The sequence below is a fragment of the Mucilaginibacter sp. OAE612 genome (assembly GCF_041806395.1).
Lineage (GTDB): Bacteria > Bacteroidota > Bacteroidia > Sphingobacteriales > Sphingobacteriaceae > Mucilaginibacter > Mucilaginibacter rubeus.
Genome location: NZ_JBGMUW010000001.1, coordinates 706,736 through 732,110 on the forward strand (window position 1 = coordinate 706,736; position 25,375 = coordinate 732,110).

The 25,375-nt window shown below is 43.4% G+C and carries 22 protein-coding genes; 7 read left to right on the forward strand and 15 right to left on the reverse strand.

Annotation, left to right across the window (positions count from 1 at the left end; genetic code table 11):
* Positions 1-93 precede the first annotated feature (93 nt).
* The 3 genes from bshB1 to ABID99_RS03195 are packed head-to-tail and all read right to left on the reverse strand — an operon-like array spanning position 94 to position 1,958.
* Entirely contained in the window at positions 94-819 is a 726-nt protein-coding gene (gene bshB1 / locus ABID99_RS03185) for a bacillithiol biosynthesis deacetylase BshB1 (RefSeq protein WP_176628936.1), read from the reverse strand.
* Positions 820-832: 13 nt separating this feature from the next.
* A complete protein-coding gene (locus ABID99_RS03190) occupies positions 833-1,339 on the reverse strand; it encodes a glutathione peroxidase (protein WP_373612826.1) in 507 nt (168 codons plus the stop codon).
* Positions 1,340-1,343: 4 nt separating this feature from the next.
* Positions 1,344-1,958 (reverse strand): DUF4294 domain-containing protein, encoded by a 615-nt coding sequence (locus tag ABID99_RS03195; protein WP_274987065.1) that lies wholly within the window; start codon positions 1,956-1,958, stop codon positions 1,344-1,346.
* A gap of 109 nt (positions 1,959-2,067) precedes the next feature.
* On the opposite strand from ABID99_RS03195, the gene ABID99_RS03200 reads away from it, so the two are divergent.
* The 5 genes from ABID99_RS03200 (at position 2,068) to ABID99_RS03220 (ending at position 9,766) form a co-directional block, all read left to right on the forward strand.
* Positions 2,068-4,290, forward strand: coding sequence for a bifunctional (p)ppGpp synthetase/guanosine-3',5'-bis(diphosphate) 3'-pyrophosphohydrolase (locus tag ABID99_RS03200; protein WP_090529622.1), 2,223 nt, complete (start codon positions 2,068-2,070; stop codon positions 4,288-4,290).
* 159 nt (positions 4,291-4,449) lie between these two features.
* On the forward strand, positions 4,450-4,917 hold the full coding sequence (locus ABID99_RS03205) for a Fur family transcriptional regulator (RefSeq protein WP_112567234.1): 468 nt from the start codon (positions 4,450-4,452) through the stop codon (positions 4,915-4,917).
* Between the two features lie 46 nt (positions 4,918-4,963).
* Positions 4,964-6,241 carry an adenylosuccinate synthase gene (locus ABID99_RS03210; RefSeq protein WP_373612827.1) on the forward strand — a complete coding sequence of 426 codons (1,278 nt, stop codon included), beginning with the start codon at positions 4,964-4,966 and terminating at the stop codon, positions 6,239-6,241.
* Positions 6,242-6,412: 171 nt separating this feature from the next.
* Entirely contained in the window at positions 6,413-7,678 is a 1,266-nt protein-coding gene (locus tag ABID99_RS03215) for an anthranilate synthase component I family protein (protein ID WP_373612828.1), read from the forward strand.
* A gap of 129 nt (positions 7,679-7,807) precedes the next feature.
* Positions 7,808-9,766, forward strand: coding sequence for a M1 family metallopeptidase (locus ABID99_RS03220; RefSeq protein ID WP_373612829.1), 1,959 nt, complete (start codon positions 7,808-7,810; stop codon positions 9,764-9,766).
* A 190-nt stretch (positions 9,767-9,956) separates the two neighbouring features.
* On the opposite strand, the gene fmt is transcribed toward ABID99_RS03220, so the two are convergent.
* Together fmt and ABID99_RS03230 are read right to left on the reverse strand one after the other, a co-directional pair.
* Positions 9,957-10,874 carry a methionyl-tRNA formyltransferase gene (gene fmt, locus ABID99_RS03225; protein WP_354486191.1) on the reverse strand — a complete coding sequence of 306 codons (918 nt, stop codon included), beginning with the start codon at positions 10,872-10,874 and terminating at the stop codon, positions 9,957-9,959.
* Positions 10,875-10,907: 33 nt separating this feature from the next.
* Positions 10,908-12,149 (reverse strand): exo-beta-N-acetylmuramidase NamZ domain-containing protein, encoded by a 1,242-nt coding sequence (locus tag ABID99_RS03230; RefSeq protein WP_373612830.1) that lies wholly within the window; start codon positions 12,147-12,149, stop codon positions 10,908-10,910.
* Between the two features lie 155 nt (positions 12,150-12,304).
* On the opposite strand from ABID99_RS03230, the gene ABID99_RS03235 reads away from it, so the two are divergent.
* A complete protein-coding gene (locus ABID99_RS03235) occupies positions 12,305-13,456 on the forward strand; it encodes an ABC transporter permease (RefSeq protein WP_373612831.1) in 1,152 nt (383 codons plus the stop codon).
* A 3-nt stretch (positions 13,457-13,459) separates the two neighbouring features.
* Here ABID99_RS03235 and ABID99_RS03240 read toward each other — a convergent pair whose 3' ends face one another.
* The 5 genes from ABID99_RS03240 to mazG all read right to left on the reverse strand — a co-directional run bounded on the left by ABID99_RS03240 (position 13,460) and on the right by mazG (position 17,744).
* On the reverse strand, positions 13,460-14,206 hold the full coding sequence (locus tag ABID99_RS03240) for a hypothetical protein (protein ID WP_373612832.1): 747 nt from the start codon (positions 14,204-14,206) through the stop codon (positions 13,460-13,462).
* Entirely contained in the window at positions 14,203-15,723 is a 1,521-nt protein-coding gene (locus ABID99_RS03245; RefSeq protein WP_354486195.1) for a hypothetical protein, read from the reverse strand. The genes ABID99_RS03240 and ABID99_RS03245 overlap by 4 nt, the downstream gene beginning before the upstream one ends.
* The gene (locus ABID99_RS03250) at positions 15,716-16,270 is read right to left on the reverse strand and encodes an RNA polymerase sigma factor (protein WP_090528126.1); all 555 of its coding nucleotides are present in this window, start codon (positions 16,268-16,270) and stop codon (positions 15,716-15,718) included. Before ABID99_RS03250 ends, ABID99_RS03245 begins: the two co-directional genes overlap by 8 nt.
* A gap of 167 nt (positions 16,271-16,437) precedes the next feature.
* A complete protein-coding gene (locus ABID99_RS03255) occupies positions 16,438-16,866 on the reverse strand; it encodes a hypothetical protein (RefSeq protein WP_090528123.1) in 429 nt (142 codons plus the stop codon).
* Positions 16,867-16,940: 74 nt separating this feature from the next.
* Positions 16,941-17,744: a nucleoside triphosphate pyrophosphohydrolase gene (gene mazG / locus ABID99_RS03260; protein WP_090528120.1), complete on the reverse strand. Its 804-nt coding sequence runs from the start codon at positions 17,742-17,744 to the stop codon at positions 16,941-16,943.
* Positions 17,745-17,882: 138 nt separating this feature from the next.
* Between mazG and ABID99_RS03265 the strand changes: the two genes are divergently transcribed.
* On the forward strand, positions 17,883-18,710 hold the full coding sequence (locus tag ABID99_RS03265; protein WP_373612833.1) for a hypothetical protein: 828 nt from the start codon (positions 17,883-17,885) through the stop codon (positions 18,708-18,710).
* Positions 18,711-18,718: 8 nt separating this feature from the next.
* Here ABID99_RS03265 and mnmD read toward each other — a convergent pair whose 3' ends face one another.
* From mnmD to ABID99_RS03290, 5 genes are all read right to left on the reverse strand, one after another.
* On the reverse strand, positions 18,719-19,396 hold the full coding sequence (gene mnmD / locus ABID99_RS03270) for a tRNA (5-methylaminomethyl-2-thiouridine)(34)-methyltransferase MnmD (protein WP_373612834.1): 678 nt from the start codon (positions 19,394-19,396) through the stop codon (positions 18,719-18,721).
* Between the two features lie 111 nt (positions 19,397-19,507).
* Positions 19,508-20,857 carry an MBL fold metallo-hydrolase gene (locus ABID99_RS03275; RefSeq protein WP_354486196.1) on the reverse strand — a complete coding sequence of 450 codons (1,350 nt, stop codon included), beginning with the start codon at positions 20,855-20,857 and terminating at the stop codon, positions 19,508-19,510.
* A gap of 266 nt (positions 20,858-21,123) precedes the next feature.
* Positions 21,124-21,570: a DUF1569 domain-containing protein gene (locus ABID99_RS03280; RefSeq protein ID WP_354486197.1), complete on the reverse strand. Its 447-nt coding sequence runs from the start codon at positions 21,568-21,570 to the stop codon at positions 21,124-21,126.
* Positions 21,571-21,726: 156 nt separating this feature from the next.
* Positions 21,727-23,802, reverse strand: coding sequence for a M13 family metallopeptidase (locus ABID99_RS03285; protein ID WP_373612835.1), 2,076 nt, complete (start codon positions 23,800-23,802; stop codon positions 21,727-21,729).
* A gap of 411 nt (positions 23,803-24,213) precedes the next feature.
* Positions 24,214-25,254, reverse strand: a complete 1,041-nt coding sequence (locus tag ABID99_RS03290; protein WP_091169225.1) for an IS110 family transposase — start codon at positions 25,252-25,254, stop codon at positions 24,214-24,216.
* Positions 25,255-25,375: the final 121 nt, after the last annotated feature.

Genomic DNA, 25,375 nt, shown 5'->3' on the forward strand with positions numbered 1-25,375 from the left:
ACTTGCTAAAATAAACAGGGAGCCTGATTTTCAGGCTCCCTGTTTATTTTAGGGTGAAATTTATTATATATAACTTATAGTTAAATATAAATATTATTTAAGGTTAAATAAATTATCTACCCCTAAAATTTTTCTGCTTGTAAAGCCCTCGGCGTATTTTACCTGGATACTTTTGCCAAACTCGCGTGCGCGGCCGGTTACTATTTCAATAAAATTGGATGTTGAAATATAGGTTTGAGGTTCATCTTCCCAGCTTGGGTTATAAAACTGCGATCCGTAAGCATTAATACTCTCTATCTTTTTATCCCAATGTTCGGTTACATCAATTAATATATCAGGAGTAATATAATTATCCTGTATAAAATGCAGCACCATGTCTGGCCGCCAGGCTTCTTGTGGTGTGCCATCAATATCAAATGTTTCTATTTTGCGAAGGCCCGCTAAAAATGCCGAGGCTTCAACAAGTTCATTTGCCCGGCCATGATCGGGATGGCGGTCATGGTAAGCATTGGTTATTACGATGGAAGGACGAAATTTGCGGATGGCTTCAATAACCTTTACCTGGTGTTCGCGGGTATTTTCAAAAAAGGCATCGGGCAGGCCAAGGTTTTCACGTACGGCTAAACCTAATATTTCGGCGGCGGCGGCGGCTTCCTGTTTACGGATTTCTGCTGAGCCGCGGGTGCCCAGTTCACCGCGGGTAAGGTCAACAATACCAACTTTATAGCCAAGGGCAATATGTTTTAAAATTGTACCTGAACAACCCAATTCAGCATCATCAGGATGTACCGATAAAACTAATATATCTAATTTAAGCATGCGCAAAAGTAATTCATTGGTTAAATGCCGCTGTCAGCAGGCGGTCAATCTTTCGCCTGATTTTTGAGGAGTTTGGTTTGGTGAAAGGGTAGTAAAAATCAACTACATGCCCATTCTTATCAATCAAAAATTTATGAAAATTCCAGCGCGGAACCGACCGTACATTTCCATTCTCCTTTTTATCAGCAAAAAATTGATACAAAGGGTCGGCATAGGGGCCGCGCACCCGTATTTTTTCAAATATGGGATAATTTGCTCCATTGGCTTCACAAAAAACGGCAATAGCTTCACCATCTAAAGGCTCCTGTCCGCCAAAATCATTTGAAGGGAATGCAAGGATTTCAAAATCCTTGCCGGCAAGCTGCGTTTTTAAAGCTGCCAATTCTTTTAGTTGAGGTGTAAAGCCGCATTGCGATGCCGTGTTTACAATTAAAAGAACTTTGTTTTTATATTCGGAAAGACTGATCTCTTCACCGTTTAACTTTTTAACGTTAAACCGGTAAATGCTTTTGTTATCCATTAAACTAATTGCTGTATGAATTATATCCGGCCTGGTTTAATATGGCCTCGATATCCTTCTGTTCTTCAGGGTCGTAGGTTTCTTTGAGGTTATGACCAAATATGCTTGCTACCGACTGGAACATGAAAGCCTTAAAGCCGCCTTTTAATTCTTTAACCATAGCAAAGCTGGTTTGCCCGGTTTCGCGGTCAATAAGCTTAATTAAAACTTCGCCCTGACTAATTGTCAGGTTCTTGATCTCTTTATTGAACAGGTTTTTTATTTCACCCTCGCAGGTGCTTACCAGTTCTTTTTGTTTTTTCCTGTCGGCGGTAACGGCAAGGTCGCGCTGTAACTGGCGGTACCTTTGCCCCGCAAAACGTGCGTAAGGCAATACTTTCATTACATTATAACGCAAACGACGGTAGTTTAGCCTATCGGCCTCGCTCGCAAAAATACGGGTATCTACAATTCTAACCTCCGGCTCAACTATCCATGGTACAAGCTCACCGTCAAGGTTGGTCATGGCTGTTCTGATGGTATCATTTTTGCCAAGAGTTACGGGTGCAGGCGTAGCTGTTTGGGCCTTTGCAGCACCCATTAAGCAACATAACAGCAGCGTAAAACCAATAAATTTCATATTTTTACTTAATACAAAAATAATGTAATTTTTTTTGGTATTTTACTAATACCTGCAATAATATTTATTTGCTGCATGTTTATGATTGAATACCGCTAATACCCCGTACATGAAAGACTTAGTGATAGACCTGGAAGCCGAGAAGAACGAGATACTAAAAAGATACCGTGCTTTGTTGCGTGCCTGTAAATCAACCCTGCAAAAGGGCGATAAACGCATGATACGCAAGGCATTTGATATGGCCCTTGAAAGCCATAAGGATATGCGCCGTAAAAGCGGCGAACCTTATATATACCACCCTATTGCCGTTGCCCAGATAGCCGCCGAAGAAATTGGCCTGGGTACCACCTCAATAGTGTGCGCCCTGCTGCATGATGTGGTTGAAGATACCAACATGACGCTTGATGAAATTGAGATGGAATTTGGTAAAAAGGTAGCCAAAATTATTGACGGCCTTACCAAAATATCAGGTGTATTTGATACCAACAGCTCATTGCAGGCCGAAAACTTCCGTAAAATGCTGCTTACCCTTGCCGATGACGTGAGGGTGATATTGATTAAGCTTGCCGACAGGCTGCATAACATGCGTACCATGGAGTTTATGCCCAGGGATAAGCAGCTTAAGTTATCGTCAGAAACGGTTTACCTGTACGCGCCCCTGGCACACCGCCTGGGCTTGTATGCCATAAAATCTGAGCTGGAAGACCTTTCCATGAAATACATGGAGCGTGAAACCTACCAGTTCATCAAAAATAAACTGAACGAGAAAAAGGCCGAACGCGAGCGTTTTATCCGTGATTTTATCGAGCCAATCAATAAATCTCTGCAAAGCCAGGGGCTTGAGGCTGATATTTTTGGCAGGCCGAAATCTATCCACTCTATCTGGAATAAGATGAAAAAGAAATCGATACCTTTTGAAGAGGTATATGATCTTTTCGCCATCCGGATTATATTGGATAGCGCCCCTGAACATGAAAAGGCCGACTGCTGGAAAGCTTATTCGATAGTAACCGACCAGTACCGCCCCAATCCAGACCGGCTGCGCGACTGGATCTCTTCACCCAAAGCCAACGGTTATGAATCATTGCATACCACGGTAATGGGCCCGCGGGGGCAGTGGGTTGAAGTACAGATCCGCACCAAGCGCATGAACGAGATTGCCGAAAAAGGTTTTGCCGCGCATTGGAAATACAAGGAAGCCAGCACCGACAGCGGTCTTGACCAATGGGTACACAAAGTGCGCGAAATGCTCAAAAACCCGGATACCAACGCGCTCGACTTCATCGATGATTTTAAGATGAACCTCTTCAGCGATGAGATCTTCATTTTTACGCCAAAAGGAGCGCTGATCCAGTTGCCATTGAATGCTACGGCGCTCGACTTTGCCTTCGAGATCCATACCGATGTAGGTGCAAGCTGTATCGGTGCTAAAGTAAATCATAAACTGGTGCCGCTAAGCTACAAGCTCCAAAACGGCGACCAGGTAGAGATCATTACCTCAGGCAAGCAAACCCCTAAAGAAGACTGGCTTAATTTTGTAGTTACCGCAAAGGCCAAGGCTAAGATCAAGTCGGCTTTAAAAGAGGAGAAACGCAAAATTGCCGAGGACGGTAAAGAGATCCTGGAGCGTAAAATGAAATCGCTCAAGATCACCTATAACTCCGAAAACCTGCAAAAGATCAGCTACTTTTTTAAGCTGCAGGCCACCCAGGATCTTTTTTACAATGTTGCCAAAGGCATTATTGATATGAAAGACCTGAAAGAGTACCAGGCATCCGAAAAAGTAATTGACAATAAGCCGCAGGATAAAATTGACCAGGAGCAGGTTCAAAACCTCATCAAAAATATCAAGGCCAAAGACAGTGATATCCTGCTCATTGGCGAGGATATGCAAAAGATTGATTACAAGCTGGCCAATTGCTGCAATCCTATCCCCGGCGATGATGTTTTTGGTTTTGTTACCGTGAGCGACGGGATCAAGATCCACCGTACCAATTGCCCTAATGCGGCTAAGCTCATGGCCAACTATGGCTACAGGATAGTAAAAGCGCGCTGGACAAATCAGCAGGAGCTTGCCTTCCTTACCGGCCTGCGCATTACCGGTATTGATGAGGTTGGGTTAATCAACAAGCTCACTACCGTAATATCAAATGATTTTAAAATAAATATCAGGTCTATTACAGTTGATAGTGATAATGGTATATTTGAAGGGTCGCTGATGTTGTATGTGAACGACACCAGCCACCTTGATACCCTGATTAAAAACCTAAAACAAGTAAAAGGCGTAACCGCAGTTAACCGTTTTGATTCGGCGATAGAAAAAGCGTCGTGAGGATAGAAGCAGGAAGTCAAGAGTCAAGAAGCAAGAAAGAAGCAGGAAATTAAGAATTATGAGGCAAGACAGAATTCACCAATCTTGATTCCTGACTCTTGACCTCTTGTCTCTCTAATCCATAATTTATTAATAACTTTGCCCCGTTAATACATCATTATGTCACAGCAGGATACCATACCAATGGTTAAAAAAATTTTTGAGGCCTACCTCGAAAATAAAAACCTCAGGAAAACCCCTGAACGTTTTGCTATACTCGAAGAGATATATTCCCGTACAGATCACTTTGATGTGGAGTCGTTGTACATCCACATGAAAAATAAAAAATATCGTGTAAGCCGTGCAACGGTTTACAATACGCTTGAGCTGTTGGTTTCGTGCGATCTGGTTACTAAACACCAGTTTGGCAAAAACATGGCCCAGTTCGAAAAATCATACGGCTACAAACAGCACGACCATATCATTTGCATCGACTGTGGTAAAGTGGTTGAGTTTTGCGATCCGCGCATCCAGCAGATCCAGAGTATGATGGGCGATATATTGAAATTTGACATCAAACACCACTCTTTAAATCTTTATGGTAATTGTACCAAATTAAGAGAGGGTTTTTGTGACAGAAAAATTTAACTTTGCCCCCTTTCATAACACATATTCTTGAACTTACGATAAATTAATGGCTGTTGACGTATTATTAGGCCTCCAGTGGGGCGATGAAGGAAAAGGAAAAATTGTTGATGTGCTTAGCGCAGGTTACGACCTGATTGCACGTTTCCAGGGCGGACCAAATGCAGGTCATACTTTAGAGTTTGACGGTAAAAAGTTTGTTTTAAACACCATTCCTTCAGGTATATTTTTTGAAAACACCATGAACCTTATCGGTAACGGTGTGGTGATTGACCCTATCACCCTGAAAAAAGAACTGGATAAATTAAAAGATGCCGAGCATGACCTGCTGGCTAAAAAGAATCTTTTAATCGCTAAAAAAGCACACCTGATATTGCCAACCCATCAATTGCTTGATGCCGCCAACGAAAAAAAGATGGGCGAAGGTAAAATTGGTTCAACCTTAAAAGGTATTGGACCAACGTATATGGATAAAACCGGTCGTAACGGTTTACGTATCGGTGATATCACCTTGCCCGATTTTAAAGAGCGTTATCAGAAGCTGGTTGATAAGCATGTATCTATGCTGCAGCAGCTTTACGGCGAAGTGGCAGATTTTTCAGAACGTGAAGCCTTGTTTTTTGAAGCACTTGACGTTTTACGCCAGTTCCCGCTGGTTGATTCCGAGCATTTGGTTAATAACTACATCAAAGAAGGAAAGAAAGTTTTGGCCGAAGGTGCACAGGGCGCTATGCTTGATATCGACTTTGGCTCATATCCGTTTGTAACTTCATCAAATACTACCGCTGCCGGCGCTTGCACAGGTTTAGGTATTGCCCCTCAGCAAATTGGCGAAGTAATAGGTATTTTCAAAGCTTATTGCACCCGTGTAGGTGGTGGTCCGTTCCCAACCGAGCTGGAAAATGAAACCGGCGAAGAATTACGTAAGGTAGGCCATGAGTTTGGCGCAACTACCGGCAGGCCACGCCGCACCGGCTGGATCGACCTGCCGGCTTTAAAATATGCTATTATGCTTAATGGCGTTACCCAGCTGGTAATGACCAAGGCTGATGTTTTAAGTGGTTTTGAAAAGATCTATGCTGCTACTCATTATAACTATTTAGGTGAGCAGATTGATTATATGCCTTACGATATTTGCTCAGTTAAACCAGAACCGGTATATAAGGAAATTGATGGCTGGAACGAAGACCTGACCGGCATTACCGAGCTGTCTCAAATCCCGGCTAAACTGCAATCATACATTGATTATCTTGAAGCTGAACTTGGCGTACCGGTTAAGTATTTATCAGTAGGCCCAGACAGGAAGCAGACTTTAACATTGCACTAAGAATAAAAAAGCGTCATGCCGAATTTATTTCGGCACCCCACCAGCAGGGTGTACTTCGTGTGTAACCTTCTTGTAGGATACTGAAACGAGTTCAGGATGACATAGCTATAAATAAGAATAAAAAGGCCGGACGTTCCGGCCTTTTTTCATTTACTTGGTTATTTTTGCGGGGTGATAGTACAGGTTAATGATCTGCCGGGATTCAGAAAGAAGGCGTTACAATGGGCCACAACTTTTGATACGCTGTGTTACCTTGATTCGAACGGATTTAATGATCCCTACTCCAAATTTGATACGCTGATAGCGGTTGGCGCCCGTGCCGAACTTACTGCAGATGCAGGTAACGCTTTTGATCAGCTTGATGAGTTCAGGAAAAATAATCCCGGCTGGATGACGGGTTTCCTGGGATATGACCTTAAAAATGAAATTGAAGCGCTTACATCAACTAATCACGATGGCTTAAAATTTCCAGATTTGTATTTCTTTGTTCCTCAGCATCTGATTTTGATAAGGGGGGAGGGGGCTGAAATTATTTCGGATAATCCCGAATTTGTTATAAGATCAATCATTGAACAGGGTTTAATCGAACCTGTACAGCAGGCTAATATCAACCTATCCCCACGCTTCAGCAGGCAGGAATACATTGACACGGTAAACAAAATAAAAGAGCACATTACCCGCGGCGATATTTATGTCACTAACTTTTGTCAGGAATTTTTTGCAGAGGATATACTTCTTGATCCGCTGGAGATTTTTACGAGACTGAACGAAGTTTCACCCAATCCGTTCTCTACTTTTTTTAAATGGAATGGGAATTATATTCTCGGCGCCTCGCCCGAACGGTTTCTGGCTAAACGGGGAAGTAAACTCATCTCGCAACCCATAAAAGGTACGGCTAAAAGGATGGATGATATTGAAGCCGATGAACAGGCTAAACAAAGCCTGCGCAGCCATCCCAAAGAACTGCAGGAAAACGTAATGGTTGTTGACCTGGTTAGAAATGATTTAACCCGCTCGGCTAAACCCGGCACGGTTAAAACCGAAGAACTTTTTGGTATCTACAGCTTTAAGCAGGTGCACCAGATGATCTCGACCGTGGTTTGTGAAATACAGGAGGGCTTATCAAATGTGCAAGCCATCAAAAACACTTTTCCTATGGGCAGCATGACCGGTGCCCCGAAAGTGAGCTGTATGCAGCTGATGGAGCAATATGAGCGCAGTAAGCGTGGCGTATACTCAGGTGCAATAGGCTATTTTAGTCCGGATGATGATTTTGATTTTAACGTAGTGATCCGCTCATTGCTTTATAATTCCTCCAATAAATACCTTTCGTTTCACGCAGGTGGAGCTATAACTTATCACGCCATTGCCGAAAATGAATATGAGGAATGTTTGCTGAAAGCTGCAGCGGTGATGGAAGTTTTGGGTGGGAATTGATTATTTTGAAAACTAAAAAACAATCCGTCATTGCTTCGTTCCTCGCAATGACGCGCGTGTAGCAGATCACCAATTTTTTATTATATTGGCTGTAAAGTACTATCGCACTATTCGCTTCTAATTATTAATATGTTAAGACCCCTACAAAACATAAAGCTAATTATCGTTTCCCTGTGTTTATTAGCAACCGATATCTCTTCCGCCCAAACTAAGTATCGTCCTTCAGATTTATTCCCGGCACAACCCTTATTACCTCCGGGTAACTCATATCGCACAGCCACCGGCGAACCGGGCCCTGCTTATTGGCAAAACAAGGCCGATTATGTAATTAATGTAGCGCTTGATGATAAAACCAACGTCATAACAGGCACAGCCACTATTACTTATACCAATAATAGCCCCAAAGCCCTTTCGGAGTTGTGGCTGCAGTTGGAGCAGAATGTTTTCAAGAAAGATTCGAGGGGTATCCAATCCAAATTATTCCTTTACCAGGATCCTGAAAAAACTACTCCAGACGGCGGATACCAGGTAGAAGGCGTTCAGCTTGCCGGAAATAAAGCTGGAAATATCAAATACCATATTTATGATACACGCATGCAACTGGAGCTGGCACAGCCGCTGTTAAGCGGGCAGGCCATCAGTTTTAGCATCCGTTATCGTTATAACTTCCCGGTAAATTATAAAAATGCTGATTTCCTGGTTAACCGTACCGATATCCTCCCAACAAAAAACGGTAATATCTACGCTGTGGCACAATGGTACCCCAGGATGTGTGTTTTGGATGATGTAGAAGGATGGAACACACTGCCGTACTTAGGTAACGGTGAGTTTTACCTGGAGTATGGCAATTTCAGGGTTAATATAACAGTGCCATCGGGACTTATTGTGGAAAGCTCTGGAGATCTGCTGAATCCTGAAGAAGTACTAACATCAGCCGCACTCAAGCGCTGGCAGGCTGCTAAACAAAGTGATGTGCCGGTGCAGATCCGTACAGCAAAAGAAGTAACTGACCCATCATCAAGGCCAGCAAAAGCTACCTGTACATGGAAATTTAAATTGGATAATGCAAGGGATTTTGCGTGGACGGCCTCACGGTCGTTTATTTGGGAAGCGGAGAGTTTTAAGCTTGCTGATGGTAAACGGGTAATGGGTAGTTCGGTATACCCGGTAGAATCGGAGAAGCAAAGCAGCTGGAAACGCTCGTCGGAGTATATCAAATTTACCTTGCAGCATTTTTCCGAAAAATGGTTCCCATACCCTTATAACAAAGCAGTTAACGTGGCTTCAAACCTGGATGGTATGGAGTACCCCGGCATGGTTTTTTGCTCGGCAAAAGATACCGGCAATATGTACTTTGCAGTAGTAAACCATGAGCTGGGCCATACCTGGTTCCCGATGGTAGTGGGCAGCAACGAGCGTAAATACGCATGGATGGACGAAGGGTTTAATATGTTCATTGACAAAATTGCTACCCAAGCTTTTAATAAAGGTGAGTTTATAGGTTATGTAGAGATCGATAGTCCGCTCGATTCCCTGTTTACGGAAAAGCTATTGCCTATTGTTACCCGCCCTGATGCTTTACCCGGCAACCAGGTGTATCCGTTGCAATATCAAAAAGTGGCTTATTCCCTCGCACTTTTGCGTAATCAGATCTTAGGCCCCGAACGTTTCGACCGCGCTTTCAGAAAATATATCCGTGATTGGGCCTATAAACACCCAACCCCATGGGACTTTTTTAGGAGTATGGATAGTTCGGCCGGCGAAGACCTAACCTGGTTTTGGAAATCGATGTTCCTCGAAAACTATCGCCTCGATCAAAGAATTGTTAAAGTAGAAAGTAAGGCGGGTTCCCAACCTATTATTACAGTCGAAAATATGGACAAGGCTGCTATGCCATTGGTGGTTGAAATAACCTATGCAGACGGTTTAAAGGAGCATCGTGAATTTCCGGTAGAGATTTGGGAATATAGCAGTATTTATACTTTTACCGGCGATAAGAAAGCTGCGGTTGCCAAAGTGATTATCGACCCGGATAAGATCTATCCGGATGTGGATAGGAGCAATAATGGTTTTGAGGTGAAGAGATAAGAAAGCGACCTCTTGTTTATCTCTTTGCACACACTTCTTCACAACAGTCATTGCGAGGTACGAAGCAATCGCGATCTGTACAGAGCCACTCTGTAAATCGGGATTGCTTCGTTCCTGGCAATGACGATTTTATACGTTTCGTCCCATCAGGGTTTCTGGAAGAGGAACCTGATGTTCTGCGAGGACGTTCTTATAACTTCACTCCCCTTAAAAAGTCCTCAATACCCATGCGTTTCTTGCCCTCTAACTGGATGTCTTTTAACAATACAAACCCATCTTTAGCAGCAAATTTTAAATAAGTTTTGTTATCGGTTAAAAAGCCGCCGGGTTGTATGGCCGGTTCTGATAATTGATATTCAGATGCATAAACTTTTAGGCTTTTGCCGTTAAGCTCGGTGTATGCGGTGGGTACAGGGCTCAGGCCGCGAATTTTGTTATAGATCGACAAAGCTGGTTGTATCCAGTCAATACGGCAATCATCCTTAAAAATCTTTGGTGCGTGTTTTAATTCTGTTCCCTCAGCCAATTGAGCTTGCGGGTGTTCATTGTAACGTCCGCTCTCAACCGCTTTAACTGTTTTAACCAGCAGCCCTGCACCTTTGTTCATGAGGCGGTCATGTAATTCGCCGGCATCTTCATGGCCGGTAAGGGTTATTTTTTCGGTGAACAGGATGTTACCGGTATCAATATCATGTTTTAAAAAAAAGGTGGTTACGCCGCTTTCTTTTTCGCCGTTAATCAGCGCCCAGTTAATTGGCGCGGCGCCGCGGTATTGAGGTAATAATGAAGCGTGTAAATTTATGGTACCTTTGGCAGGCATGTTCCAAACAGCTTCGGGCAGCATCCTGAAGGCAACTACAACCTGCAGATCGGCTTTCAATGCTTTCAATTCGGCAATAAAATCTTCATTCTTAAGTTTTTCGGGTTGCAGCACTTTTAAGCCGTTAGCTACGGCATATTGTTTAACAGCCGACTCACTAACTTTTTGTCCCCTTCCGGCTGGTTTATCAGGCGCTGTAACAACAGCAACGATGTCACTACCGGCTTTAATTAAAGCGTCTAACGAGGCAACGGCAAACTGGGGGGTACCCATAAATATAATTCTCATAGTATGTTTAGGTATTAGATGTGCTTTATTCTGTTATTCGTATAGTAAGTATTTTTTGCGTGTGGCTTTAAACTTAGTTAGTCCGGATTGCCAGCCGACACGGATCTCTTCTTCGGTTTTACCGGTTTCAATTTGTTTCCTTAGTTCGGCTGTACCTGTAAGCTTTGTAAAATAGGCATTAAAGAAATGGTCTTTGTAGGGGAAGGCGTTATATAACTCCAGGAGCCATTTCAAATTAATAACACCCGTACCCGTGATGTCAGTTGGCGGAATATTTTGCAGATTAATGCCAAAACATTCCTGGTCTTTTTGTGGCGGGTTCTCGCTCATACCCGGGATACTTTTGGGTGTAAACGAAAAACTGTATTTACCTTTCAACGCCGGGTGCCCCAGTACGGCAAATGGGAAGAGCGTACCCCTGCCCAAACTAAATGTTGTACCTTCAAATAAGCAGGTACTCGGATATAATAAAATCGATATAGGCGTATTTAAGTTGGGCGAAGGGTTTACGGGTAAGGTATAAGGCAAATTATGCTTGTAATTAGCCACTTTAATAATCTTCAGTTTACATTTAACCCCATTTTTTAACCAGCCTTCGCCATTTATCATTTGGGCATATTCGCCAATAGTCATGCCGTGGGCAATGGGGATGGGGTGCATGCCCACAAATGAACGGTTAACCGTATCCAGAACAGGGCCGTCAATTAAATAACCGTTAGGGTTTGGACGGTCAAATATCATCAGCTCTACATTGTTTTCGGCACAGGCCTCCATTAAGTAATGCAGGGTTGAAATATAAGTGTAAAAGCGTACGCCAACATCCTGTATATCAAATATCATGAGGTCGATGCCCTTCAAATCGGCTGGAGTTGGTTTGTAATGCTTGTTGCCGTACAGCGATATTACAGGCAAGCCGGTTTTAGGGTCTTTAGTGTCGCCAATGGTAGCGCCGTTACTGGCATTACCCCTGAAACCATGCTCGGGGCCAAAGATCTTTTTTACGCTTACGCCTAAATGCACCAAACTATCTACACTGGCAGTTAAATTTTTACCAATAACCGAGGTTTGATTAATGACCATCCCTATATTTTTTCCCTTAAGATAGTTAATATACAGCGGAATTTGATCAGCTCCGGGAATAATAGGGCTGTTTTTTTTGTTTTTTGGGATGGATGCTGTCTTGCAGCTTTTACAATCGGTTGCCTGGCTGCATGCCGTGTTTGCAAGTAAAACTGTTATCAGGGCAAATCGTAAAAAAGCACAAATCTTATTCATAAAATATTGAGTTGAAACAATTTTAAAAGTAGCAGGTTTAACAGCAAAACCGCATATTTGCGAAGGTACAAAAAATCAGTCTGCCATTGAGTTTCGCCTCCTTTATATCAGCCCGTATAACATTTAAATCAAAACGCACATTTTCAAAACTGATAGTGCGTATTGCAATAATAGGCATTATGCTGGGCCTTGGTGTAATGATACTGTCACTTGCTATCGTTAAAGGGTTTAAACACGAAATCCGCAATAAAGTTCGCGGCTTTGCCGGCGACATCCGTGTGGTTAAGTTCGACCTGAATAACTCTTACCAAAGTTCCTCATTTCCTGCTGATAGCGAATTTGTTAAGCGCGCGCTTAAAAGCCCGTTTATTACCCATGTAATGCCGGTGGCCACCAAACCCGGTATTGTTAAGGCCAATAACGAAATTGAAGGTGTGGTACTTAAAGGTGTTGACAAAAATTACGACTGGAGCTACTTTAAAAAAATGATGGTTGCCGGCGAGGTGATCGATTTTGCCGATTCGGTTGAGGCGCAAAAGGAGATCATGATCTCGCAAACAACGGCCGACAGGCTTAAACTAAAGGTCGGGGATAAGCTGCTGATGTATTTTGTGGAAGATGATCTGCGTAAGCGCCAGTTTAAGATCAAAGGTATTTTCAATATCGGTGTTGAAGAGGTTGATAAAACCTTTGTGATCGGTGCCTTATCGCTCATTAACCGCCTTAACAACTGGCAGCCGAACGAGATAGGCCAATATGAACTACGCGTAGCCGATTTTGAGCACATTAATGAAGCCGCCTATGCGCTCGAGACTGTTTTGCCGGTAAAATTGAAAGAGTATACCATTGAAGAAGATTATCCTACCATATTTGAATGGCTTAACCTTTTGGATGTAAATTCGGTAGTGATGCTGGTATTGATGGTAGCGGTTGCTGTAATCAATATGATATCGGCTCTGCTGATCATGATCCTTGAACGAACCGCTATGATCGGGATGCTCAAAGCCATGGGGGCATCTAACTGGGCCATCCGCAAAATATTCCTGATCAATGCCAGTTACCTGATAGGATTTGGGCTGCTATTGGGCAATTTACTGGGGATAGGCCTCGGCTATTTCCAGATGTACACTCATTTTTTCCAACTGGACCAGGCTTCCTATTATATGACCTTTGTGCCGGTTGAGTTTAATATTTTTGATATTGTTGCCCTCAATATTGGTACGCTGATCATTTGCCTGCTGGTGCTTATTATACCATCAACGCTGGTAAGCCGGATCTCACCGGTGAAGGCTATCCAGTTTAAGTAAGTTTTAAAGCAACCGGTAACTTAATCCCAACCTAAAATATTCGCTATGCGCGTTAAAGGAAGCATCGCCTACCATATCTTTCATATAGTTGGTCAGGCCGTGGGCAAAGCTTGCATTTAAGCCATAGCGGCCGTAACTGGCGGCGGCGCCAAGGCGCAACCGAACATCGGTTGGGGCCTTGCTTCTTTTGTAGTTAACTTTATAAATCTTGCCTTCTTTATCCTTTACTTCGCCTTTATCCCTGGTATCCAGTATCAGGCCAATATCCATCCCCGGTAAAATATCAAGCTTAACTTTATTGAGGGCAAACCGGTATCCGATATATGGATTAAGGTTAATACTTTGACTTTGTAAAGCAACATGGCCGGTTACAGCAAAACTTGCGTCATTTGCTACTATGTCGTATTCCGTTGGATTAAGAATGATAGGGGTATATTTATTAACTTCGGCTTTGCTCCTTAGTAATTCATAACCACCCTGCAGCCCGACTATAAACCCGCCTTTTGATACCGTTTGAACCTGGACACTGCCGCCATAGCTAAATCCGTTTTTATTACCATATGGGTTATTGGCACGGTTCATCGGATCGCCGGTGATTGAGCCTTGTAATACCTGGGTTGTAGCCGATGATGATTTACCCGCAAAATGAAATAAACCGGTGTTGGCCTGTACAGTAACTTCTAACTTTTGAGCGCGAAGCTGCAACCCACTAATCAACAGTGGGGCAAGGATAAGGAGGTACTTTTTCATTTTTTATGTGTTGTAAAGTTCAGTTTCAGGTTTAAACCGCCTGCCCCAAATTTTATCTGCTGTGAGCCAAGGCCGTCAAGCGGGTATTTCAAAAATGGTTCAATAATTATCCTGTTGCTTTTGCCAAGCGGATAGCCAACACCAAATGCTACGTTCAGGGTTTTGGCAAAATAAAAGCTATTGAAGCTTTTGTGCGTTGTTTCATCGGATGTTTGCGGTTGTACACCTGCAGCCTGTGCCAGCCCGGGGTAACTGTAACTTGCCGTGTAGGCTTCATTTATAAACGTGCCCGAACTTAAACCTGCAGAAATATAAGTGTCATTTTTCTGCGGGTTAAATTCATATTTAAGGTTAACAGGAATATCCAGACCGATCAGGTTAGCACTGTAGTTTTTAAATGAAGGTGTAGACGATACTTTACTAAAATCGGCCAGCGTGTTATAGGCTGTGCTTAATGATGGCGAAAACGATACAGCAGCCGCAACATTTGAGGGTTGGTTTTTATTGTAATTAAGCGTGTTTTGGGCCAAAGCTAAACCGGTAGAAAGCTTGAGGTTTTTGCTTAGCTTAATATCAGATGTAAAGCCCGCGCCGGCATTTACCTGGTTTTGGCTGCCCTTGGCATAGTTAAAGAATGTAGCCGCGTAAACGCTGAATTTTACCCTGCGTTCGTTGATGTCCATATCAGGTTTTTTAGGCTGATCCTGATCGCTGGCAAGTAAAGATTCCATAGAGTTGATCTTTGGTTTTACTTTTACTACTGATGGAACAGCAGGCGGGTTTGCAGTAACAGGTTTGGTATTTGCCGGAGACTGTACAGCAGGGTTATTAGCATATTGCTGCGCGTTGGTTTGCTGCAATACATATTTTACACTATCAGCTTTTTTAGCCGGAGTTACGTTGATTACACTGTTATTCGCCGGTTGAACTGTAGGGGGCACGTTGGTTTTGGCAATACCGTTAACTGGGTTTGCAGTTACAGGATTTGCCGGCACAGGTGTAAACGCTGGTACGGTTGCAGCCGGTTGATTTACGATTGCGTTGCCCGCCGGTTTATTTAAAGCGCTATTGTTTGCAAGTACGTTTGATTTATTTGCCGGGGTGTTGCCTGCCGGATTCGGTTTTGTTGCTGAAGATTGGGTGCTATTGTTGCCCGCAAGGTTTGTTGCAGGTGATTGCTTAGTTGTTACAGGAGATCGTTCCGGGGTAGCGTTTTGAACATTGCTATCTGCCGTGTTGCTATGCGGCAGCGCAGGTTTTACCGGTTTAGCCGAAAATGTTTGGCCATCATTATTAACATTATTTTTGTTCGATGCTATCCATAAGCCTATACTCAAAAACAATAACAGGACAGCAGCGGCGCTTGCCCACCATAGGTAAACCGGGCGGCGCTGTTTTTCCTGAACAGGGAATCTCTCCCTGAGCAGCAGCCAGCCTTCATCAGCGGTAGTGTCTTCGTAATTATCAAACACTTCCCTGATGCGGTCTCTTAAGTCGTTATCCAACTGGTCATCCATGGTTTTGTGCTTCTTTTCTTAATATACTTCTTAATCTTTCTTTCGCCCTGCTTAGGTAAACGCGCGATGAGCTTACCGGGATGCCGAGCGTTGTGGCTATTTCATCATGGTCATAGCCGTCTATCTCATACATGTTAAAAATAGTTCGTTGTATAGCCGGGAGTTCAACCATCAATTTTAAAATATCCTGTACGTTTAAATTATCAACCGGCCCCATATTACTCCTGATGGGGGCGGCATTTTCCAATTCAACATTAAGCTGGAATTTAAGGTCTTTGCGCCGGCGGTCAATGGCCGTGTTAACCAAAATGGTGCGGAGCCAGGCTTTAAACGGCTTATCGATATTGTAGCCGCCAATAGCGTTAAATACTTTTATAAAAGCGTCATTTACTGCTTCAAGGGCATCATCGCGGTTTAAACTGTAACGCAAACTTATACCCATAGCATAGCCATAGAACTGCTTATACAGCAATTCCTGATGTTTTAAACTGCCTTTTTTGCATTGCCTTACGATCTCTTCTTCGGTAATGCGAGGGGGTGGATGCATTAAATGTACTTAGTTCCGCTAAATGTTGTTTTAAAGCCTTTACGCAGCAAAACAGTTAAATGATACAAAATAAAAAAAATTCTGCCCGGATTATTTGCTGTAGTAATCAAAAAAAGCCGGTACCCTCAATGCGGGCACCGGCAACGTAATAAAACAATAAAAAGTAGTTAATTCGTTTTTTTCAAATTGTATTGAACAGTTAACGTATCGCCGTTGCTGTTGCGCTGCAGTTGAAATACGTTACCATCATAATAATATTGGTAAACACCTTTAAGATGAAATTTTTTGACACCTGGTACTACCGCCAATGAATCATTAAACTGGATGTAGTAACCGTTGTACACAAATGCTCCGTAGCTCGCCACGTGTTTCCTGGTGTCGGTAGCTACTTTAAATAATGATGCCGCGGTAAGTTTTAAAGCTATCGTATCACGAACGGTATCATAACCGGTACCGCTTGTTTTTTTAACCAGCGCACCAAATGTACCGGTAAAATTGCCCTGGGGTTGAGCAACCGGAACAACCTCATTTTTAGGAGAGCAGGCTACGCCTAATGTTAACAATAATGGAAGCAGGTAAAATAAATTACGTTTCATATAATCTTATCTCGTTATCAATTTTTAACCATTACGCACGTTTTTAACTAAACGCTACAGCCGGGATGCATTATTTACAGTTTTTTTGCCTCGTCCCAAAAAATATCCATCTCAGCAAGGCTCATGTCATGCAGCTGTTTGCCATTTTCCTGTGCTTTAAGCTCCAGGTATTGAAAGCGCTTAATGAATTTTTTATTGGTTTTTTCGAGAGCGTTTTCCGGGTTAATATTAATAAAACGGGCGTAATTGATCAGCGAAAACAGCAGGTCGCCAAATTCGGCTTCGGCCCTTTCATGGTCGATAGTGCTTTCATCTTCGGCATTAAATTCGTTTTTAAACTCCTGCATCTCTTCCTCAACTTTTGCCCAAACCTGGCTTTTCTCCTCCCAGTCAAACCCAACGCCGCGCGCCTTTTCCTGTATGCGCGATGCTTTTACCAATGCCGGTAAGGAAGCCGGTACGCCACCCAAAACAGATTTGTTACCCTCTTTAAGCTTGATCTGCTCCCAGTTACGTTTTACATCTTCCTCGTTCTGCACTTCTATGTCGCCATAAATATGCGGGTGGCGGTTGATGAGCTTATCGCAAACGCTGTTCAAAACATCGGTAATGGTAAAGTCGTTGGTTTCGGAAGCTATTTTAGCGTAGAATACCAGGTGTAACATGATATCACCGAGTTCCTTTTTTATTTCGGGCATATCGCCGCCCAGTATGGCATCACTTAGCTCATAGGTTTCTTCAATGGTAAGATGGCGCAGGCTTTCGAGCGTTTGCTTTTTATCCCATGGGCAATTGGCCCGCAGGTCGTCCATAATAATGAGCAATCTATCGAACGCTATTGAGGCAGTAGGGGCGGTTTCAGGGGCTTTTAAAGGCATAAATTATTTATAATGAATACTTATGATGCAAAGGTATGATAACATCTTTAATGAAAACTTACTGTATCATTAATTTTAAGCTAACATTAATTAATTTTATTAGCCAATTGTTAATGCTACCCATAAGCACATTTTACCATGAAAAAAACTTACCTGTTTATCCTTCTTTTTACTTCGATAATTAAAGTAAGCCATGCCCAGCAGCTTGTTGACGGCGGGGCAAACAGCACCTTTAGCCAGCCGCAGCCTTTTTTGTTTACTATAAGTACACTTAACCCGCAAGGGCGTAACTGGAGTTTAAATTACTCAGTCGGGTATGGTGAGCGTACCGTTACACCGCTGGGTTTTGATGGTGTTGATCAAAATTTTTCGGCCAAGGGGTATCTGGGCAATAAGTTTACCTTAATGGCCATGCTGGGTACAGGTTTTAGTAATAAGGGTGGTGTGCGTACCCTGCAGCAAGCTGAGGTGCTACGCGATTTTATTGGCGGCACTCAGCCTATGGGTTTCAGGGCGGGGGCGAGCCTGGGTTTCAGAAGGGAGTTTAACAGTGATGCTGTAGCGTTCAGCCGTATAACCGCGGCATATGAGGTATCAAAATGGAAGCTTGGCGCTAATCTTCGCTTTGAGAAAGCGTTTTCAACCCACCGCGATGGTTTGGATTTGATAACCAGCGTTGGTGTGCACCGTCATATCTCGGGCCAGCTTTTCGGCGGTTTTGAAGCGGTAGGGCAGGACCTGGAAGGTTTTTGGGAAGCCGATGAAGCCGAAGGCGGAGCCCGTTTATTGATCGGCCCATCGTTAAATTACGCTCCTGTAAATTCGCGGCTGGCGTTTTCACTTTGCGGCGGCCCCATTATTTACGCTACCCGCAGCGCGGCAACCCAGGGCCAGTTTGCTTATCGTGAATTGCCAACTACCAACGGCTTCACGCTGAAATTTAACGTAGGCTTCCGGTTTTTATAGCAGGAAGATTAAAGTTTTACCGCCCTGAGCATTTCGCGTTTGCCGGGTGCTCCGGGTGCTTTCTCCACTTTAAAGCCCTGGCTTTTGAGCATGCGTTTCAGGTTGCCGGTGATAGCGTAGGTAACAAACACACCACCCGGTTTTAAAAAGCTAACGGTGTGACCGATGGCTTCTTCATCCCACATTTCGGGTTGATGGGCTGCGGCAAAGGCGTCGAAATAGATAATATCAAACTGCTCGTCTGTTTTAAAATCCAGCAGCTTGCTGTGAGCGATATGTAGCTGTGTTGTGTTATCGACTTGAACTTTGGCCGTTAACGCAGCGGGATAACTGCTGTTGAATTGTTCCCATAACAGTTCCGGGATATATTGCTGGTAGCCGGTTTGCGCCATCATTTCGGCGCTTAAGGGGTAAGCTTCGATACCGGTGTAGTTAAGTTTTATTTGCGCGCCGGTACATGCATCGGCTGTTAACAGAAAGTTGAGCCCGGTGCCGAAACCAACTTCGAGGATACTAACCCCGCTGGTGTTATTCCGCTCCAGGAAATATTGTAAGCCTGATTTAACAAATACATGTAAGCTCTCCTGCAAAGCCCCGTGGCGCGAGTGGTAATGCTCACCAACTTCGGCATTGTAAATGGTATTGGAGCCGTCGGCTGTGGGGACTATGGTTAGTTCATGGTTCATGGATGATAGTTCATAGTTTTGGGTGGCATACTTAGTTCATGGTTTATGGATGATGGTTCATAGTTTCCAAGACCTTATTGGCCATGAACCATGAACTATCATCCATGACCATTAGCCATGAACCTCTTTCATCATCTCAGTCACCACCTCACCCAGGTCATAAACCGGTACGGCATTTATTGCAGCCGAAACAATGCTCACACCGGCAGCCGAACGATAGCCTGCAGCGCAATGCACTACGACAGGTTTATCGGCAGGGATCTCACTAACGCGTTCGCGCAGTTCGGGCAAAGGTATACTAATGGCATTTTTAAAAACCCTGCCTGCCGCAACTTCTGCCTGATTACGTACATCAACTATCGTGTAATCATTTTCATTTGCCCTGAAGGTGTCTAAATCAAGATCGGGGGATACTTCATTGGCGTTTACAGGAACTAACAATGCGCCTTTGATATTTTGTTCGTAGCCTATTTTGGCTGCTTTTTTAATCAGGGTGTCAAGCTTATCATCATTTTCGGCAATGAGGTAAAACTGCTCATCAGGGCCGATAATGGAACCCAGCCATGTTTCAAATTTTTCACCATCCTGGAGGTTAATAGCGCCATGCAGGTGACCGCTCCTGAACTGTGCTTTGGGACGGCCATCAACTACTAAAATGTCAGCTTCCAACGCGCTGCCTTCCTCCATACGGGGTACAGCAGTAATGCTGTCCTCAAAACCTGGTACACCATTTTTATTCAACAGCACATCACGGCCAAAGTATTTGGGCATAAAAGGCTGATCGGTGGTAAGCGTTTTAACAAATTCCAGTTCATCCATCAGTTGTAAGGCATAATTTTCACGCAGTTCGCGGCCAATGGTGCTTTCCAGCTCGGGGCTCATGTTTTTACCGCATAACGAACCCGGGCCGTGTGCCGGGTAAACCACTACGTTTTTGGGCAGGGTCATGAGTTTTTGCCGGGTGCTTTGAAACATCTGGCGGGCAAGTTCCTCTTTTTTTGCGGTAATGTTACCCACATTTTCCCGCAGGTCGGGTCGGCCTACATCCCCAACAAATAATGTATCGCCGGTAAAGACGGCGGTTTCGCGGCCTTCTTCATCTACCAGTAAAATACAGATAGAATCGGGCGAGTGACCGGGAGTATTGATGGCTTTTAGTTTAATATCGTTAAGCTGGATAACGTCGCCGTCATCAAAAGTTTCGTGCGGATATGTTGCGCCGGTTAACTTGCTGCAATAAATTACAGCGCCTGTGGTTTCATGAATTTCGAGGTGCGAACTTACAAAATCCGCATGCGGGTGGGTTTCAATAACACCCACAATATCGGCGTCGTGCTGGGCCGCGAAATCATAATAAGGCTGCGGGTTACGGGCCGGGTCAATAACTATCATTTTGCCCGTACGGATCACGGCATATGAACCATGCGCCAGGCCTTTATCGTAAAATTGTTGAATGATCATATTTTGCCTGCAAAGATAATGCTTAGGCGGAATGTTTTATTTGTGCAATGTTTGAGTGGTGTAAATATTGATCCTTTTTGTGTAAACCTGTGAAGCCGGTTGTCTGCATAGATCAGAAAATTATTGAAAAAGAATTTTTACACGAATTTTTACGTATTAATCGAATTACACGAATTTTGAATTTGGTTAATTGACATTCGTGTAATTCGATTAATTGTGACGAGTTTAAAGAAATTCGTGTGGGAATTTTTTAGTATGCTTTGACGTCAATTACTAAACTGCCTCAAATGATGGTCAACATGTTTATAAGCTAACTGACCCATTTGTTCCCTGGTCATTTTGCCAAAAAAAGTATGCTCAAAATCAGTTTTTGAAGTTTTGCCATATTCCTCAACCAGTTCAATCCATCGTTTTTTTTGTGCTTCTATATTGCCTCCTGTTTCAGTTACTTTACATTGCGGAACAGTAGGGCTATTTTTTGCTACGGGGCTATCATCCTTTATCATGCTTTTCAAAGCTACCTTACCAAACAGGCGACCGATGAACGAGCGTTTATAGACTGTTATGCCCAGGTACATTTCGTCCGAAAGGGTGCAATGTTTCAGCATTTGATAAACATTCATTTTACCCCATTGTGGCTGGCTGTTTTCGTTAATTAAATTGATACGGGTTATGAGGCCATCGCGGGTTTCTTTATCAAATATTGTTTTCATTGTTTTAAAGCGTTTATAAGATAAAGCTACTGCGAAATTACAAAACAAGCACAGGGGTTTTTGAGCCATAAACAGGGAGGGTTTACGCCAGTAAAGTGACTTGTAAACCAAACAGGCCCGGTTTCATAACCGGGCCTGATATAAAAAAACTCTTGCTTACCAGATCTTTGTCCTGTCTTCTGGTTTTTTATACATTTTATCGCCGGGTTTTACGTCAAATGCTTTGTACCATGCGTTGATATTGGTTATAGGCGCATTGGTGCGGAACTGCTCGGGCGAGTGCGGGTCGGTCAGGATCCTTTGCGCTGCCGATTCCGGAGTTTGTGATGAACGCCATACCTGTGCCCACGACAAAAAGAACCGCTGATCGGGTGTAAAGCCATCAATGGTATTGGCCGACTGGCCTTGTTTGGTTTTGCTGAATGCCTCGTAAGCAATGTTCAAACCACCAAGGTCGGCCAGGTTTTCGCCAAGGGTAAGTTTGCCGTTTACGTGCAGGGTGTCAAGAACGGTAAAGGCATTGTATTGTTTCACCACCTGATCTGCGCGCGATTTAAATTTATCGGCATCTTCTTTGGTCCACCAATCGCGCAGGGTGCCGTCGGCATCGTACTGGCGGCCCTGGTCGTCAAAGCCGTGGGTCATTTCATGGCCAATCACCGCTCCAATACCTCCGTAGTTAACGGCGTCATCGGCGTTAAAATCAAAGAACGGGAATTGAAGGATCCCGGCAGGGAACACAATTTCGTTATTAGTTGGGTTGTAATAAGCATTAACGGTTGGCGGTGTCATTCCCCATCGGGTTTTATCAACTGGTTTACCTAATCGGCTTACATTAAAATTGTAGCGCCATTTGACTATTGCATGCAGGTTACTGAAGTAATCGTTACGGTTAATCACCATGCCATCGTATTTTTCCCAGTTGTCCGGATAGCCGATTTTTACGGTGAAAGCATTAAGTTTTTTAAGTGCGCGTTCTTTGGTTGCGGGGCTCATCCAGTCAAGGCGCTTAATCCTGTCGCCAAGAGTTTCTTTAAGGTTGTTTACTAAATCAACCATATATTGTTTGGCGGCCGGGGTAAAGTATTTTTCAACAAAAAGCTGGCCCAGTAATTCGCCAAGGTAGCTATCAACAAGGGCGCTCATGCGCTCAACGCGCGGTGTCTGTACTTTTTGACCGGTCAGCGTGCTGTTGTAAGCAAAGCTTGCGTTAGAAAAGTCGGAGCTTAAATAACTGGCTGTTCCTCTTAAAATATTCCATCGCAGGTATATTCTCCAGTTAGCGATCGGGGTAGCTGCAAACAGCGAGTCGGTAGCTCTGAAAAACGAAGGCTGGCCAACAAGAATACTGTCCTGTCCGCCTGCATTAAGGGCAGGTAGTATTTTTGACCATTTTAAATGTGGGGTTTGTTTTTCAAAATCTGCAATCAGGAACTTGTTGTAGGTTACATGCGGATCGCGCATGGCTACACGGCTCAATTGCGCCTTAGCCCAGGTATATTCAAGGCCGTAAACTATAGCAGTGTTTTTGGCTGCTTCATCAGCACTGCTTCCGCTAAGGGTGAACAAAGTTGTGATCAGCTTTTTTAAGGCGTCCTGTGCTTTTTTTGAACGCGGATCGTTTTTGAGGTAATAATCCCTGTCGGGCAGGGTAGTGCCTCCCTGACCAAGGCTTATCACATATTTGTTTACATTCTTTTCATCCTGTTCAACCCCAAACCTGAAAATCGGCGCACTTATTCCGTTAACACGCTCGTAAATCAGTTCGTTAATAAAGTCGTCAAGGGTTTTTAACCGGTTAATGCGCTCCAGGTCGGGTTTGATGGGGGCATAACCGTTTTTTTCGATGGTCAGGCTATCCATACCACTGGCGTACAAATCTCCTACAAGTTGTTTCAGGCTGCCTTTGGGTTGCGACGCTGATGTCTGGCTTACTTCATTCAGCAAGCCAATGAGCCTATCTGTATTTTCCTGGCGCAAAATATGGAAACTACCCCAGCGGGTTTCTTTAGCAGGGATGCCGTTTTGTTTTAGCCAGCCGCCATTGGCATATTCAAAAAAATCATCGCCGGGCTTTACGCTCAGGTCCATGTTGGCGGGATCGATAAATTTTTTAGGAGGGGCAGAGGTTTTGTGCCTGGATTTTGCGGGTTTGGGGCCATCTGCAGCAAACACATTTACCGACATGCCAAGGCAGGCAGCCAGTAATAAACAGTTAAACTTTAATTTCATGTCAATACTTAAAAATTAAAGTTAATAAATAGCGGGTATTAAACACAAGTGGCCGGTGGCAGGCCTTTAGTGATTGAACCAGTTAATGATGGCTTCGAGTTTTGTTTTTTTCAAAATATCAAGCCAGAAACGGTGTAAGGGTAATGTTTTCATGACAATTTGAATGTTACATATATAATAACTTGTTAATTGTAAAAATATTGTGGGAGTGGGGTTGTTCATGGTTGATAGATCATGGTTCATGGTTTATAGATGATTGATCATGATTACATGTTGTAGTGATAATCATTTTACAATGTACTGGTTTGCGTTAGATTCTGTGTTGATATGCAAAAGTTATTTTTTATTTTTGAGTCTTAGGCAGCTTTATGTTAGCCTGTTTAGGGCAGTCCTTCAATTGAAGCGACTGCTCTAACTATTTTCGGATATGTGTGCATTCTGTTGAAGGTAGTCTTTTTCGAATGGTTTGTTGGTTTTGTATATAGTGTATACCATCTCCAATAATTTTCTTTGTACTGCTACAGTAGCTTTCATTTTCACGCTATTTCGGGATACGATCCGGACAAATATAGCTTTATATCTTTCTGAATGTCTTATGGCCGCTAATGCAGGTAAGTGCATGGCTTTTCGTAAATGCTTGTTCCCCCTTTTAGATATCTTGGGTTTGCCCTTAACGGATGAGCCGGATTCTTTTTCCCTGACATCCAGCCCGGCGTAACTGGTCAGCTGCTTTTTACTCCTGATCAGCTCAAAGCCGTTTGTTTCGGCTATGATCACAGTGGCCGTTAATAAGCCGACTCCAGGAATAGTGGTAATGGTAGCCAGTGTTTGTTTTAAATGTTTGTCCTGTGCTACAGCTGTTCTAATCTCAGTAAGTATTTCTTTAAGTTGTTCACCAATCATCTTTATCCTGTCCATCATTCTGCGGATAGTATCTTCCCCCGGAAAAGCTTCGGACTGTTCAGCATGTAGCTGGTTCTTGATCATGGTTCTTTCTGCAATAAGTTGTTCTCTTTCACGGGTTATCTGCCGCAGGGTCCTGAACACCCTTTTGGGTTGTACCCAGTTATCCAGTTTCTTTTCAAGTCCGAACATGGCTATGGCAAAAGACATTGATTTATCGGTAATTGTTTTGATCTCCAGTGTCTTGAAGAAGTTTGAGATCTTGTTGGGCATGACAATACTTACAGCATACCCTTTGCCGGCCAGATAATAAGCAAGGCGCTCGTGGTATACACCTGTGGCCTCCATTACATATCTTAATGGATATTGGGGGATGCTTTGCTTGTTTATCCATACTTCCAGGTTTGCAAATCCTTTTTCATTGTTTGGAAAAATCTTGTTCGCATAAACTGTTATAACTGCCTGCTCATCCATCTTGCCGATAGAAACCACCAGCTCTTTTTGAGCCACATCAATACCTACTACTTGTTTTAATAATCTGCTTGCCATTGATCAAAGTTTTTAACTGTTATAAGTGAAAACCTTTCTTCGTTTTTCCTCCTGTTGGTTATCCTGGATATACTGCCTGGTCGTATTCCTTACATTCTGTTCAAACTCAAAAAAGTAAAGG